Origin of the sequence: Streptosporangium sp. NPDC087985 (assembly GCF_044741965.1) — a bacterium.
Classification (GTDB): Bacteria; Actinomycetota; Actinomycetes; order Streptosporangiales; family Streptosporangiaceae; genus Streptosporangium.
In genome coordinates this window covers 424613-439052 of the sequence record NZ_JBIUTQ010000003.1, presented here as the reverse complement: position 1 = coordinate 439052, position 14440 = coordinate 424613, and the positions used below count along the sequence as shown (strand labels likewise).

Sequence of the window (14440 nt, the reverse complement as noted above, 5' to 3'; positions counted from 1 at the left end):
CCTCCTTCCTCCGGCTCCATCCCGGGGCGGGTACCGGGGCACCCCGTTGATGGGCCCTCACATCAGCGCGCCGGCGTGTCACGGCCCGGGATGGAGCCGCACCGCGGTGACCTTGTACTCGGGGCATGACGTCACGGTGTCCGCGTGGCCGGAGGTGAGGGTGTTCACCCCGCTGGACGGGAAGTGGAAGGCACAGAAGACCTGCCCGGGTGCCATGTCGCCGCTGAGCCGGGCGATCAGCGTGGCCCGGCCGTGGCGGCTCTCCACCGTGACCGGGTGACCGTCGCCGAGACCGTACCTGGCCGCGTCGGCGGGGTGGAGGTCGAGCCAGTCGGCGCTGTCCAGCCGGATGTTGCCCGTGCGGCGGGTCATGCTGCCGGAGTTGTAGTGCGCCCAGCGCCGCCCGGTGACCAGGATCAGGGGGTAGTGGTCGTCCGGCTCCTCACCCGGCGGGAGGTAGGGGCAGGCGGCGAGGTGGGCCAGCCCGTCAGGTGTGGCGAACCGCTCCCGGTAGAGCGTGGCCTCCCCGGAACTGCCGGGGTCCGGGCAGGGCCACGGGACGGCGCCCTCCCGGTCCAGGCGTTCATGGGACAGCCCCGCGAAGAGTGGCGTCACCCGGCCGCATTCGGCCAGCGCCTCGGCCGGCGTCCGGCAGCCCAGGTCCACGCCGAGCGCCGAGGCGAGGGCGTGTACGGCCGCGAAGTCGGTCATGGCCTCTCCCGGCGGGTCCAGCGCGGGACGCACCCGTTGGAACCGGCGGTCGAAGTTGACGAACGTGCCGTCTTTCTCCAGCCAGGACGCGACCGGCAGCACGACGTCGGCACGGCGTGCGGTCTCGGACAGGAACAGTTCCTGGCAGACGACGAGCGGGCAGGCGTCCAGAGCCTCGGCGACCCGGGTGGCGTCCGGGTCGGTGGCGCAGACGTCTTCCCCCACGATCCACAGCGCCCGTAGCGCTCCCGCGCGGGCGGCCGCGAACATCTCCGGGATGCGCATCCCGGGCCGGTCCGGGACCGGCACCCCCCAGACGTCGGCGGCCCTGGCCCGGGCGGCCGGATCGGTCACCTTCCCGTACCCGGGCAGGACGTCGGGTAGCGCGCCCATGTCGGAGGCGCCCTGGACGTTGTTCTGGCCGCGTAGCGGGTTCACCCCGAAGCCGCGGCCGGTCCCGACCGCACCGCACAGGATCGCCAGATTGGCCAGGGCACGCACCCCGTCAGTGCCGTGAAGGTGCTCGGTGACGCCCAGCCCGTAGACGATCGCCGGCCGCTCGGCCCGCCCGTAGAGCCGGGCGGCGGCGGCCACCTCCTCGGCCGGGACGCCGGTGAGGGCGGCCACCCGGTCCGGTGGGTAGTCGGCGAGCAGCGCGGTGAGCTCCGGCAGGCCGTCGGCTCGGCGGAGCAGGAACTCCTCGTCGATCAGGCCCTCAGCAAGCAACATGTGCGCCAGCCCGTGGAACAGAGCGACGTTGGTGCCGGGGCGGGGCCGCAGGTGCACGTCGGCGTAGCGTGCCAGCCCGACGGCCCGCGGGTCGGCGACGATCAGCCGCGTCCCGCGCAGGACCCGCTGGAGCAACCGCGCGCCGACCACCGGGTGGGCCTCGACCGGGTTCGCGCCTACCAGCAGCAGGCAGTCGGCCCTCTCGACGTCGTCGAAGGTATCGGTGCCTCCGGACAGGCCGAACGAGGCGGTCAGCCCGGCGGCCGAAGGGGCATGGCAGAGCCGGGAGCAGTTGTCGATGTTGTTGGTGCCGATGGCGACCCGCATGAACTTCTGGACCAGGTAGTTCTCCTCGTTGGTGGCTCTCGCCGAGGAGATCGCGGCCACCGCGTCGGGACCGCCCGCGGCGACGGCGGCCCGCAGGCCGCGGGCGACGTGGTCGAGTGCCTCCGCCCAGGTCACCGGCTCCAGGCGGCCGTCGCGGCGCAGCAACGGCCGGGTGAGCCGTTCCGGTGAACGGAGGAAGCCGTGGGCGAAGCGGCCCTTGACGCAGGCATGCCCGCGGTTGACCGGGCCCTCGTGGTCCGGCAGGACGGCCGCCACGTGGCCGTCTCGGGTGAGCACCTCCAGGGAGCAGCCGACACCGCAGTAGCCGCATGTGGTACGGGTGCGCGTGGGAACCGCCGTCCCGCCGAGCGGCAGTCCAGGCTCGGTGAGCGCCCCGGTGGGGCAGGTGTCGACGCAGCCGCCGCAGGCGACGCAGTCGGAGTCGGCCCACGCCCCGCCCGTACCGGGGGCGACCACCGTGTCGGCGCCCCGGCCGACCAGGGTGAGGGCGAATGTGCCCTGGACATCGGCGCACATGCGCACGCACCGACCGCAGGCGATGCACAGATCCCGGTCGAGACGGACATAGGGGTGGGTCTCGTCGCGGCCTCGGCCACCACGCCCCCGGGCGGTCTCCGGCGCGATCCCCAGCGAGTGGCAGAGGCGGGCCAGCTCGCCACCGTCCGCGCCGCCGTCCAGAGCGTAGGGCGGCAGGGCCGCGACGATCAGTTCCACGGCGTCGCGACGCAGCGCTCGCAGCTCGCCGTCGGCCACCTCGATCACGGCTCCGTCGACGGCCGGGCTCACGCACGCGGCCACCACGTTCCCACCGGATCTCACCAGGCAGGTACGGCAGGAGCCCGCCGGGGCCAGACGGTCGTCGTGGCACAGCGTGGGCAGCTCGACGCCGGCCGAGCGCACGGCGGTGAGCAGCGAGGCCCCGTCTTCCAGCCGGACGGTGACACCGTCGACGTCGACCCTCACGGATCCCACCTCCTGAGCCGGTCCCCGTAGGCGCGGGCGACGCTGCGCACCGCGGCGGGTACCCGCCGTCCGAAGGCGCACAGACTGGCCTGACCCATCACCCGGAGCAGCCGCGCGTACTCCTCGCCGGGCGGCGCATCGGCCGAGGCGAGCTCCAGTCCCCGGCGGGAACCGACCCGGCAGGGCGAGCAGGCCCCGCAGCTCTCGGCCTCGGCGAACTCCCACACATGCCGCAGCACCTCCTCCGGTTCCACACGCTGGTCGAAGGCGACGAAACCGGCGTGCCCGAGCGCGGCGCCACAGCTCGCCAGCCCGGCCTCGGTCAGCGGCACGTCCAGCCGGCCGGGGGCGAGGAAGCCTCCCAGCGGGCCGCCCACCTGCAGAACGCTCAACTCCGCCCCCTCGCGCAGGCCGCCGCCCAGCTCGGTGACGATGCGGAGCACCGACGTGCCGATTTCGACCTCGTAACAGCCGGGCCGGGCGAACCGCTCAGACAGGCAGACCAGCTTCGTACCGGTCTCGGCCCGGGTGCCGCGGCGGGCGTACGCGGCCCCGCCTCGCCGCACGATCCACGGGACGGCGGCGAGCGTCTCGACATTGTTGACCACGGTCGGGGCGTCCCACAGTCCCCGCTGTGTCGGATAGGGCGGGCGTGGCCGCGCGCACCCGCGGTCCCCTTCCAGTCCGGCGATGAGAGCGGTCTCCTCGCCGGCGACGTAGGAACCGGCGCCCTCCACCACCTGGATGTCAAGGTCGACGTCGCTGCCATGGACCCTCCGGCCCAGATGCCCCTCCGCATACGCGCGGTCCACCGCGGCCCGCATCCGGGCCAGTGCCCGCGGATACTCCGAGCGCACCAGCACCACGGCGCGGCCGGCCCCGCAGGCGTAGCAGGCCAGCGCCAGCCCCTCCAGCACCCGTTCCGGGTCGTCCTCCATCAGCAGCCGGTCGGCGTAGGAGCCTGGATCACCCTCGTCTCCGTTGGCCACCACCACGGTGTCGGGCGAGCCACCCGCGGCGGCCCACTTGGCGGCCACCGGGAATCCGGCCCCGCCCCGGCCCCGCAGTCCGGAGGTCGTCACCTCGGCATGGACCTGCTCTCGGCTGCGGGTGTTCACGGTTTCGGGCCACACCTGCCAGGCGGTTTCCCCGGCGACGACACCGGCGAGCACGACCGGGTCACCGGTGACGTCGGCGGCCGGGATCGAGGGTGCCCGTGGCAGCGCCCGGCCGGAGAGCTGGGCGGCGACGGCCGGGCCGGTGCAGGGCGTGTCGCCGTCGAGGCAGGCGGGGCTCGCGTAGCAGTAGCCGAGGCAGCGGACACCCTGCAGCGAGACCTCGGCCTGCGGGTCGACGCCGTTCACCACGACACCGAGCGCGTTCTCGACCTCGGCGAGGTGCCGGCCCGCGCGGGCGGCGAAGCAGGCCGCGGCGGTACAGACCCGCACGTGACGGCGGCCGTGCCGGGCGGCGAGGTCGGCATAGAACGTGGCCGGCCCCAGCCCCGCGGCCGCCGGCAGGCCGAACTGCCCGGCCACCGCAGGCGCCCACGCCTCCGGTCCATCCGGCGAACCGGCAGCGGCCCCGGCCAGGGCCTCTGTCAATCGGACACCGGGACGTCCGCACCGGTTGGCCAGCGCGCGGAAGGCATCCAGACGGCCGGCCGAACTCATAGTCCCATCTTGAACCTGCCCACCCGCCTCCTCAGTATCCATAGGCCTGCCCAGGAAGGACCTTTGGTCCTTCTCTACCGTTTCTCGACCCTCGACCCTGAAAGCACGGGGAGCGCCCGGACTACCTGAGGGGATGGGACCTCCGTCTCTGTCGGCTCCGCCGTACGGCATCGACAGTGGGGAGGGCGGAGGACCCCGGCGCCGGGGCCGGCACCCGGCGACGGTACGGAAGTCCCCCCACCTCAGGACCTCCTGCCCTATCCAGCCGGAAGGGTTCGGACCAGGTTGAAAGGACGAGCTGACGGGAGGCGATCGTCATGATCACTCTGAGTATCATCAAGGCCGACACCGGAGGGTTCGTCGGTCACTCCGCCGTGCACCCGGACATGATGGCCGAAGCCCACCGTGAGATCGACCGGGCGATGGCTGCCGGGCTCATCATCGACGGGCGCGTCGCCAGTTGTGGCGACGACATCTCCCTCATCATGACCCACACCTACGGCACCGACGCGGGGCTGATCCACTCCTTCGCCTGGGACACCTTTCAGGCCACCACCCACATCGCGGAGGGACTCGGCCTGTACGGCGCGGGCCAGGACCTGCTGTCGGACGCCTTCTCCGGCAATCTGCGGGGCATGGGTCCCGGTTATGCCGAGCTGGAGTTCGAGGAACGCCCCTCCGAACCGATCCTGTGCTTCCTGGCCGACAAGACCGAACCGGGGGCCTGGAACCTGCCGCTGTACAAGATGTTCGCCGATCCCTTCAACACCGCCGGTCTGGTCATCGACGAGAAGATGCATGCCGGCTTCGGCTTCGAGGTCTACGACCTGTACGAGGAGAAGCGCATCGTCTTCGACTGCCCTGCCGATCTCTACGACATGCTGATGTACCTTGGCGCCCCGGCTCGCTACGTGGTTCACAGCGTCCGTTCCAAGACCCTCGGCGAGACCGCGGCCGCGACCAGTACCCAGCGGCTGTCTCTCATCGCCGGCAAGTACGTCGGCAAGGACGACCCCGTGATGATCGTCCGCTGCCAGTCGGGCCTGCCCGCCGTCGGCGAGGTGCTGGAACCCTTCGCCTTCCCGTACGCGGTCGCCGGGTGCATGCGCGGCTCACACCACGCACCGCTCCTGCCGGTCTCGGTCGAACACGCGCACCCGTCCCGGTTCGACGGCCCACCACGCGTGGTCGCCCTGGGCTTCCAGCTCCACGACGGCAAACTGATCGGCCCGCGCGACATGTTCGCCGACCCGGCTTTCGATCGCGCACGCGAACAGGCCAACGAGATCATGGACTACTTCCGCCGCCACGGTCCGTTCGAACCACACCGGCTGCCGCTGTCCGACCTGGAGTACACCACCATGCCCTCCCTCGCCAAGCGCCTCGCGAGCCGCTGGACCTCGATGACCACCGAGGTCGCGATGCCTGTCACATGACGGTGCGGCCGATCGACCGGCGATATCAATCGGGCAGCACGGCACGACGGCTGCGAGATCCCGGCCCGGGAGGCCTGCCTCGCCGCCCGGCACGGGGTCGGATCAGTGACAGAGCAGGCCGAACGCGAAAACCGCGGCACTGACAACGGCGATCAGGGCCTCCGCCTTCGGCAGGGAGACGCGTGCCAGCCGTACGACCAGCAGGTTGACCGCCGAGTGGAGGGGGACAGTGGCCAGGAGCAGCCAGGGCTGCCAGGCCAGCAGAAGGGTGAAGCCGATGTGCAGCAGGCTCACGCTGATCCGTTCCAGCACGGCCCACAGCGGTCCGTCGGGACGCAGCATGCCCTGGGCCTCCAGCAGCCGGCGGGCCTCCAGGGACTTCTCGTCCGTCTTGCCCAGCAGGGAGCGGATGAACAGGGCGCTGACCATGGTGTAGACGATCTCGATCGCGGCCCAGCCGTACCCGGCCCACAGCACCTCGGGGAAGCCGGAGACCAGCAGCAGGACCAGCAGTAGCCGGACGATCTCCTCGCAGGGACCCGAGGCCGCCCCGATGATGGTCGTGGCCCGTTCCCGGGGGAGCTTGGCGACCACGGCGGCGATCGGGCCGCGGAGCACGAGCGCGGCCAGCCAGCCGCCCGCGCCCAGGGCGACCGCGTCCCAGCGGGGGGCGCCGGCCCACAGCGTCAGCGCCGCCGCGAGCAGGACCGCGACGGCGGCCAAGGCGGGCAGCGTCCACAGGGTGGACCGGTGCAGACTCTGGGTGGTGGTTGATTCGATACGTGCCATGGGGATCACTTCTGCTCGGACAGTGGCATGACGACGCGCGCGAACACGCGGCGGCGCCTGTCGGGGGCGGGGGGTTTTTCGGCCGCCTCTGTCACCAGCTTGTTCAGCGTGGTCATGAAGGCGAGAAACTCCTCGTCGGTCAGGTTGACCGTGGAGGTGCGGTAGCCGACGCCGTCGGCCATCAGGTCGATGCCGGGACGGCCCAGGTAGCGGGCGAACTCGCCCTGGAGCGTGGCCAGAAAGGTCGCGAAGTAACGCAGGTGGTCCTCGGGGGTGGCGCCCTCCAGGTCCGTGCCGGTCAGCTCGGCGGAGGCGTCGGGCAACGCGAACACCCGCTCCACCGCGCCCCGGACCCGTCGTTCCTCGACGACCCGCAGCACCTCGGCGGCGGCCAGCGTGCCCAGATGCCGGTACAGCGTCGCCTGCGGCACATCCGGGAGCAGCGCGGCGAGGTCGCGGACCGTCAGGGTCCGCCGTCCGATGAACGCCTGCAGAATGCGCAGCCGTACCGGGTGGAGGACCACTTCAGCTCTTCTCACAATCAAGAACGATAACGATCTCAACTATGAGAATGCAAATCCGGTTCTACCGGAATGTGTCAGCTGCCAAGCCGGTCACGCGGAAGGCCCGATCCACAGCCGATTTCAGCAGGATGGCCATGCCGGCGGTCCCGGGCGTACGCCCGGGACCCGGGTAGGTCCGGGACCCGGGTAGGTCCGGTCTGGAAGGCGTCGACGACGTTCTCACGTGCGTCACCCGTGGAGGCAGGGTGAGCCACACCACTGGTGACTCACCTGCTCACGACCTGTGCCGCAGTGCCCTGGCCTCGGCTTCGGCGGCGTCCATCTCGGCGGCCTCCTCCGGAGTGGGGGCGGTGCCGCCGAGGTGGCGGGGCTGCCACCAGGCGCCCGGGGGGATCTCCGGGTAGGTCCGCTGGGCCTCGTCCAGCAGCGCGGCCATGCGTTCGCGCAGGTCGGCGGTTACCGCGTCGTAGTCGTCACCGCGTTTGGCGTACAGCGGCTCGCCGACCAGGATGGTGATCGGCACGTGCCGCTGGAGCAGCTTCCTGGGACGGCCCTTGGTCCACAGCCGCTGGGTGCCCCACAGGGCGATCGGGATCATCGGCACCTTCGCGCCCACGGCCATCCGGACCGCGCCGTTCTTGATCTCCTTGATGGTGAAGGACTGGCTGATCGTGGCCTCGGCGAACACGCCAACGATCTCACCGGCCCTGAGCGACTTCAGCGCCGCGCCGAACGCCGCGGCACCCGCGGCGCGGTCCACCGGGATGTGGTGCATACCGCGCATCAGCGGGCCGGAGATCTTGTGGTCGAAGACCTCCTTCTTCGCCATGAAACGGACCAGGCGCTTGGCCGGCAGCGCGGTCAGACCGGCGAAGATGAAATCGAGATAGCTGATGTGATTGCTGACCAGCACCGCTCCGCCGGTCCGCGGGATCCGCTCGGCGCCCTCAATGCGGATCTTCAGGTCCAGGGCGCGGAACAGGGTCCGCGCAGCCCCGATGACCGGGGGGTACACGATCTCAGCCATGGCTGAACCGTACCTCAGCCCCTCGACGGGATTCGACCGGCGGCACCGCGACCGCACCGGGCGCTCCCCTGGGGAGCCGGTCCGGCTGGGCCGGTCCGTCCCGATGGGCGGGCCGGTGAGGCGCCCCGGTCAGCCGAGCACAGCGTCCAGGAGCAGGGATCCGGCACCGAGCAGTGCCGTGTCGGGACCCGCACGCGTGACGGCGATCTCCAGGTCGCGGGTGGCCAGGGGCAGGCACCGCCCGTAGACGGCGGCGCGGATGGACGAGATGAGCGGCTCGGCCGCGGACAGGCTGCCGCCGACCACGATGGCGTCGGGGTTAAAGAAGTTCACCAGGACGGTGAGCACCTCGCCGATGAGCCGGCCGGCGTTCCTGACCAGGGCGGTGGCCTCGGGCACTCCGTCGTTGACGGCGGTGACGACGTCAACGGGCCGCCGTACGGCGATGCCCTGGTCGGCCAGGGCGCTCATCAGCGCCGCCCCGCTGGCGTAGGCCTCCAGGCAGTCGGGGTGGCCGCAGGAGCATACGACGGAGGAGTCGGACCTGACCCGGACGTGGCTGATGTCGCCGGCCGCGCCCCTCCCCCGGTGCAGCCGACCGTCGACGATCACGCCGCACCCTATGCCGCTGCCGGCTTTCAGCACCATGAGGTTGTCGCAGCCGGGCCACGCGTGGGCCTCGCCGACGGCCATGAGGTTGGCGTCGTTCTCGACGAGCACCGGCAGGTCGTAGTGGGCGCCGAGATACTCGGCGACGGGGAAGTTGTTCCAGCCGGGCATGCGCGAGGGGGAGACCACACGGCCACTGGCGGGGTCGACGGGCCCGGGAATGCCGGCGCCGACCCCGCGCAGGGGGACGCCGGGCGGTCCATGGGTCAGCAGCAGCTCGTCGAACGAGGCCGCCATCCAGTCGAGGGTCGCCTCCGGGCCCAGCGCGATGTCGCAGGGGCGTTCCTCGACGACCAGCGGGGTGCCGCTGAGGTCGAGCAGGGCGAGACGGGCGTGGTGGGCTCCGAGGTCGGCCACCGCGAGCAGCCCGGCGGTGGGGCTGACCCGCAGCCGTCGTGGCCGCCTCCCGCCGCGGGAGGTTCCGGACCCCTCCTCCACGAGCAGCCCGGCGCCGATCAGCTCCTCGACCCGCAGGGAGACGCTCGACGCGGCCAGGCCGGAGAGGCGGGCCAGTTCGGCACGCGACTCGGCGTGGCCGGTGGCGACGAGGCGCAGGAGCTCGCCCTGGCCCCCCCGCACGGGCAACCTCTCTTTGCCTGACATGAACAGAGGAATACCACGTCTGTACTTACTACAGCAATGTGTTGACTTCAACCAGAATCATCCGTTACGTTCCGGTTTATCTTCGATTTCGAAGGAAGATGGCAATGATTCAGGTACAAGGGCTGAACAAATGGTTCGGCGATCATCATGTGCTGCGCGACATCGACCTTGAGGTGGCGCAGGGCGAGGTCGTCGTGGTGATCGGCCCCTCGGGGTCCGGCAAGTCCACGCTGTGCCGCTGCCTGAACCGGCTGGAGAGCGCGGGTTCGGGCGACATCCTCATCGACGGCGTCCCGGCCCCCGTAGAGGGCCGCGAACTGGCCCGCCTCCGGGCCGACGTCGGCATGGTCTTCCAGTCGTTCAACCTCTTCCAGCACAAGAGCGTGCTGGAGAACGTCATGCTCGCGCCGGTGAAGGTGCGCGGCGTCAGCCGTACCGAGGCGGAGCGGACCGCGCGGGAGCTGTTGGCGCGCGTCGGCATCGCCGAGCAGGCCGGCAAGCTTCCCGCCCAGCTCTCCGGCGGTCAGCAGCAGCGGGCCGCCATCGCCCGCGCGCTCGCCATGCGCCCCAAGGTGATGCTCTTCGACGAGCCCACCTCGGCGCTGGACCCCGAGATGGTCGGCGAGGTCCTGGACGTGATGGTCCAGCTCGCCGCCGACGGCATGACCATGGTCGTCGTCACCCACGAGATGGGTTTCGCCCGCAGGGCCGCCGACCGGGTGGTCTTCATGGACGACGGCCAGATCGTCGAGACGGCCGAGCCGGACGCCTTCTTCGAAGCTCCCAAGACGGACCGGGCCAGGGACTTCCTGGCCAAAGTACTCACTCACTGATCACAAAGGATGGTGGGCCCCGATGGTGTCCATGAAGCGGATGGCCGCTGTCGCCGCCGTGGCGATGATCGGCCTCTCGGCCTGTTCCGGCACGGACTCGGGCGCCTCGGCGGTGCCGGGCGAGGCCAAGGGGACCGGTGACCTGATTGCCAAGGCGCCGGTGGCGGCCGCCGCCGACATCCTGCCCGGCTCCACGATGGAGAAGATCAAGCAGCGCGGCGAGCTGATCGTCGGCGGGTCTCTCGACGCCCCGCTGCTGTCGCAGCAGAACCCGACGACCGGCGAGGTCGAGGGGTTCGACGCGGACATGGGCAAGGCGCTCGCCAAGTACATCATCGGCGAGCCCAAGGTGAAGATCGTCAACTCGGCCTCGGAGACCCGTGAGGCGCTGCTGAGCAACGGCACCGTGGACGTGGTCTTCCAGACCTACACGATCACGCCGGAACGGGCCGAGCAGGTCGCCTTCGCCGGGCCGTACTACTCCTCGGGCCTGTCCCTCGCGGTCAGGAAGGGTACGGCTGGCATCGTCAAGCCGGAGGACCTGAACGGCAAGACCGTCATCGCCGGAGCCAACACCCCGGCCATCTCGGCGATCAAGAAGCTCGCGCCGCAGGCGAAGATCGTGACGTTCGGCAGCGACCCCGAGTGCATGCAGGCGCTCAAGCAGGAGCGCGGCGACGCCTACGTCCAGGACGAGATGCTGCTGGTCGCCAACGCCCAGAAGGACCCGTCGGTCCAGGTCGTCGGAGCGCCGTTCACGACCGACCCGTACGGCATCGGCCTCAAGCACGGCGACGAGCAGTTCAAGACGTTCGTCAACGACTGGCTGAAGAAGATCCAGGCCGACGGCACCTGGCAGCAGACCTGGAAGAACTCCCTCGGCACGGTCGTCAAGGGCGAGGCTCCCACCCCGCCGCAGATCGGATCGGTTCCGGGCTCCTGATGTCGGCGATCCTGGATCACCTGCCCGAGTTCTGGCAGGGCCTGGTCGTCACCCTCCAGATGACCGCGGCGTCGTTCGCCGGCGCCGCGGTCATGGGGGTGGTGATCACGGCCATGCGGGTCAGCCCGGTCGGCGTACTGCGCGGGATCGGCACGGCCTACGTGGAGACCTTCCAGAACCTGCCCCTGCTGGTGCTGCTGGTGCTCGCCGTCTTCGGCCTGCCGGAGATCGGGATCAAGGCCGACCTGCTGGTGACGGCCATCGTGGTCATCGCGCTCTACCAGGCCGCCTACATCGCCGAGGCGCTGCGCTCGGGTGTCAACGCCGTCTCGGCCGGGCAGGGTGAGGCGGCCCGCGCGCTCGGGCTGAGCTTCGGCCAGTCCCTGCGCCACGTGATCCTGCCGCAGGCGCTGCGCACGGTGATCCAGCCGCTGGGCAACGTCTTCATCGCGCTGACGATGAGCACCTCGCTCGCGGCCGCGGTCGGTGTGGTCGACCTGACCGCCGCGGCCAACCGGGTGAACCTGACGGAGGCCCAGCCCATCCCGATCTTCGTCGGGGCGGGCCTGGCCTACGCGCTGATCGCCGCCTGTGCCGGATTCGTCACCGGGCGGCTCGAACGACGGCTGGTGATGGTCCGTTGAGCAGCCTGCTCTTCGACGAGCCCGGGCCGCGGGCCCGCCGCAGGATCCGCGTCGCGACCGTGGTTGGTGCGGTCGCGGTGCTGGGCCTGCTGGCGCTGGCCGTACGCCAGTTCGCCGCCGCCGGCCAGCTCGACGCCGACCGCTGGCAGCCGTACGCGACGTGGCCGATGTGGCGCTACCTGCTCGACGGGCTCTGGTCCACCGTGCTGGCGGCGGTCGTCTCGGCCGTACTCGCGATGGCGGCCGGACTGGCGCTGGCCCTCGGGCGGCTGTCGCGGCGTCGCTGGGTGCGCGCGCCCGCCGCCACGTACGTGGAGGTCGTGCGGACCATCCCGGCGCTGCTGCTGGTCTACATAGTGCTGTTCGCGCTGCCCCGCTACGGGCTGGACCTGCCACTGTTCTGGAAGCTCGTGGTGCCGCTGGCGGTCTCGAACGCGGCGGCGTTCGCGGAGATCTTCCGGGCCGGGATCCTGTCCGTCGAGCGCGGCCAGAGCGAGGCGGGCCTGGCGGTCGGGCTGACCCACGGTCGGACGATGCGCATGATCGTGCTCCCGCAGGCGGCCCGGCGCGTGCTGCCCTCGATCGTCAGCCAGTCGGTCGGCCTGCTGAAGGACACCTCGCTGGGCTTCGTGGTCAGCTACGCCGAACTGCTCTACAGCGGCAAGGTCCTGGCGACCTACAACGGCCTGCTCATCCAGACCTACATCGTCGTCGCGCTGATCTACCTGGTGGTCAACGCGTCGCTGTCCAAACTCGCCCGTACCCTCGAAGCCCGCCAGCGGCGAACCCGCCAATCACGAAGGAGAATCACCCGTGCCTGAACTGGTCCCGCCCGCCGGGGGAGGTTCCGGATTCGTCCCGCTCGCCGAGGTGGTGCGCTCCGGATTCACCGAGAGCGTGCACTTCGGGAGCGCCGTCGGTCTCGCGCCCGACGGCGGCGCGGTGGTCACCCGCGGCCCGGTCGGCGCGCCGGTGCTGCCGCGCTCGTCGGCCAAGCCGTTCCAGGCGCTCGCGTGCCTGCTGTCCGGAGCCGATCTGCGCGGCCCGCGCCTGGCCATCGCCGCCGGCAGCCACACGGGTGAGGACTTCCACGTGCGGCTGGTCGCCGAGATGCTCGGCGAGGCGGGGCTGGGATTCGACGCCCTCGGCTGCCCCGCCGACTGGCCGGAGGACGAGGCCACCCGGCACGCGCTGATCCGGGGCGGCCTGACCGCCTCCCGGGAGCGGATGAACTGCTCCGGCAAGCACGCCGCGATGCTCACCGCGTCGGTGGCCTCGGGCTGGGCGGTCGACTCCTACCTCGACGCCGGCCATCCCCTGCAGCGACGGGTCCAGGACGTGGTCGAGGAGCTGTCGGGAGAGAAGACGGCCCACGTCGCCGTCGACGGATGCGGCGCGCCGCTGTTCGGGCTGTCGCTGACCGGGCTGGCGCGGGCCGTACAGGGCCTGGTCCTGGCCGCGCCCGGCACGGCGCCGCGGGCGGTCGCCGACGCGATGCGCGAGCATCCCGAGTACGTCGGCGGGACCGGACACATCAACACCTCGCTGATGCGGGCGCTGCCGGGGGCGGTGGCAAAGGGCGGGGCCGAGGGCGTGCTCGTCGTCGCGCTCGCCACCGGGCACGCGGCGGCGGTCAAGGTCATCGACGGGAGTCCGAGAGCCACGACCGCGATCGCGCTGGCCACGCTCCGGGCGGCGGGGGGCGAGGTCACCTCTGCCGAGGAGTTCGCGCGTGTTCCGGTGCTGGGCGGGGGCGTCCCGGTCGGCGAAATCCACACTTTGGGGGATAAATGAGCCTTACCTATGAGATCTGCATTGACAGTACGGCAGGCGCGCTGGCGGCCGAGCAGGCCGGAGCGCACCGGGTCGAGCTGTGCTCGGCCCTCTTCGAGGGCGGCCTGACCCCGACCCTCGGCACCGTCGAGGCGACCCTCACGGCGGTCTCGTCGATCCGCGTCCACGTGATCGTCCGCCCCCGGGGCGGGGACTTCATATACGACGGGTACGAGATCGCGGCCATGGAGCGCGACGTGGCCGCCATCCGGGACGCGGGCGCGCAGGGCGTGGTGATCGGAGTGCTGACGCCGTCGGGCGAGGTGGACGTCGAGGTGGCCAAGCGGCTCATCGCCGCGGCCGGGGATCTCTCGGTCACCTTCCACCGGGCCTTCGACATGACCGCCGACCCTTTCGCCGCCCTCGACACGCTCACCTCGCTGGGCGTCGACCGGGTGCTCACCTCCGGCCAGGACACCACGGCGCTGGAGGGCGCGCCGCTGATCGCCTCCCTGGTCGAGCGGGCGGGTGACGGCCTGATCGTCATGCCCGGCGGCGGCATCACCCCCCGCAACGTGAGCCGCGTGGTCGAGGCGACCGGGGTCAAGGAGATCCACTTCGCCGCTCTCGTGGACGCTCCCAGCCCCGCCGTCCACCGCAACCCCCACCCGTTCATGGGTGGTGAGCTGCGCCGCCCCGAGTACGCCCGCCTGGTCACCTCACCGGGCCTGGTCTCCGAGGTGATCGCCTCCTCCGGAGCCTGAAAGGCCGCGGG

13 protein-coding genes are annotated in these 14440 nt (G+C 71.4%); 7 read left to right on the top strand and 6 right to left on the bottom strand.

The annotated features are described in order from the left end of the window. Positions 1–78: 78 nt before the first annotated feature. Together fdhF and ACIN94_RS10825 are read right to left on the bottom strand one after the other, a co-directional pair. Positions 79–2751 carry a formate dehydrogenase subunit alpha gene (gene fdhF, locus ACIN94_RS10830; protein WP_400702811.1) on the bottom strand — a complete coding sequence of 891 codons (2673 nt, stop codon included), beginning with the start codon at positions 2749–2751 and terminating at the stop codon, positions 79–81. Beyond that, positions 2748–4424 (bottom strand): NAD(P)H-dependent oxidoreductase subunit E, encoded by a 1677-nt coding sequence (locus ACIN94_RS10825; RefSeq protein WP_400702808.1) that lies wholly within the window; start codon positions 4422–4424, stop codon positions 2748–2750. Before ACIN94_RS10825 ends, fdhF begins: the two co-directional genes overlap by 4 nt. Positions 4425–4741: 317 nt before the next feature. On the opposite strand from ACIN94_RS10825, the gene fbp reads away from it, so the two are divergent. Further along, a complete protein-coding gene (gene fbp / locus ACIN94_RS10820) occupies positions 4742–5860 on the top strand; it encodes a fructose-1,6-bisphosphate aldolase/phosphatase (protein ID WP_400702805.1) in 1119 nt (372 codons plus the stop codon). 102 nt (positions 5861–5962) lie between these two features. Here the strand turns inward: fbp and ACIN94_RS10815 are convergent, their stop codons facing one another. The 4 genes from ACIN94_RS10815 to ACIN94_RS10800 form a co-directional block, all read right to left on the bottom strand. Next, positions 5963–6649: a hypothetical protein gene (locus ACIN94_RS10815; RefSeq protein ID WP_400702802.1), complete on the bottom strand. Its 687-nt coding sequence runs from the start codon at positions 6647–6649 to the stop codon at positions 5963–5965. Between the two features lie 5 nt (positions 6650–6654). Beyond that, positions 6655–7188 carry a helix-turn-helix domain-containing protein gene (locus tag ACIN94_RS10810; protein ID WP_400702799.1) on the bottom strand — a complete coding sequence of 178 codons (534 nt, stop codon included), beginning with the start codon at positions 7186–7188 and terminating at the stop codon, positions 6655–6657. Between the two features lie 259 nt (positions 7189–7447). Next, complete coding sequence (locus ACIN94_RS10805; protein ID WP_400702796.1) at positions 7448–8200, bottom strand: lysophospholipid acyltransferase family protein; 753 nt, start codon at positions 8198–8200, stop codon at positions 7448–7450. A 129-nt stretch (positions 8201–8329) separates the two neighbouring features. Beyond that, a complete protein-coding gene (locus ACIN94_RS10800) occupies positions 8330–9472 on the bottom strand; it encodes an ROK family protein (RefSeq protein WP_400702793.1) in 1143 nt (380 codons plus the stop codon). A gap of 104 nt (positions 9473–9576) precedes the next feature. Here ACIN94_RS10800 and ACIN94_RS10795 point away from each other — a divergent pair, with 104 nt between their 5' ends. From ACIN94_RS10795 to ACIN94_RS10770, 6 genes are read left to right on the top strand one after another with little or no spacing between them, the layout of a single operon-like run. After that, a complete protein-coding gene (locus ACIN94_RS10795) occupies positions 9577–10305 on the top strand; it encodes an amino acid ABC transporter ATP-binding protein (RefSeq protein ID WP_400702790.1) in 729 nt (242 codons plus the stop codon). Between the two features lie 22 nt (positions 10306–10327). After that, positions 10328–11248: a glutamate ABC transporter substrate-binding protein gene (locus tag ACIN94_RS10790; RefSeq protein ID WP_400702787.1), complete on the top strand. Its 921-nt coding sequence runs from the start codon at positions 10328–10330 to the stop codon at positions 11246–11248. Continuing rightward, complete coding sequence (locus ACIN94_RS10785) at positions 11248–11892, top strand: amino acid ABC transporter permease (protein WP_400702784.1); 645 nt, start codon at positions 11248–11250, stop codon at positions 11890–11892. Before ACIN94_RS10790 ends, ACIN94_RS10785 begins: the two co-directional genes overlap by 1 nt. After that, positions 11889–12713 carry an amino acid ABC transporter permease gene (locus tag ACIN94_RS10780; RefSeq protein WP_400702781.1) on the top strand — a complete coding sequence of 275 codons (825 nt, stop codon included), beginning with the start codon at positions 11889–11891 and terminating at the stop codon, positions 12711–12713. The genes ACIN94_RS10785 and ACIN94_RS10780 overlap by 4 nt, the downstream gene beginning before the upstream one ends. Further along, positions 12706–13686 carry an asparaginase gene (locus tag ACIN94_RS10775; protein ID WP_400702778.1) on the top strand — a complete coding sequence of 327 codons (981 nt, stop codon included), beginning with the start codon at positions 12706–12708 and terminating at the stop codon, positions 13684–13686. The genes ACIN94_RS10780 and ACIN94_RS10775 overlap by 8 nt, the downstream gene beginning before the upstream one ends. Further along, positions 13683–14429: a copper homeostasis protein CutC gene (locus tag ACIN94_RS10770; protein WP_400702775.1), complete on the top strand. Its 747-nt coding sequence runs from the start codon at positions 13683–13685 to the stop codon at positions 14427–14429. The genes ACIN94_RS10775 and ACIN94_RS10770 overlap by 4 nt, the downstream gene beginning before the upstream one ends. Positions 14430–14440: the final 11 nt, after the last annotated feature.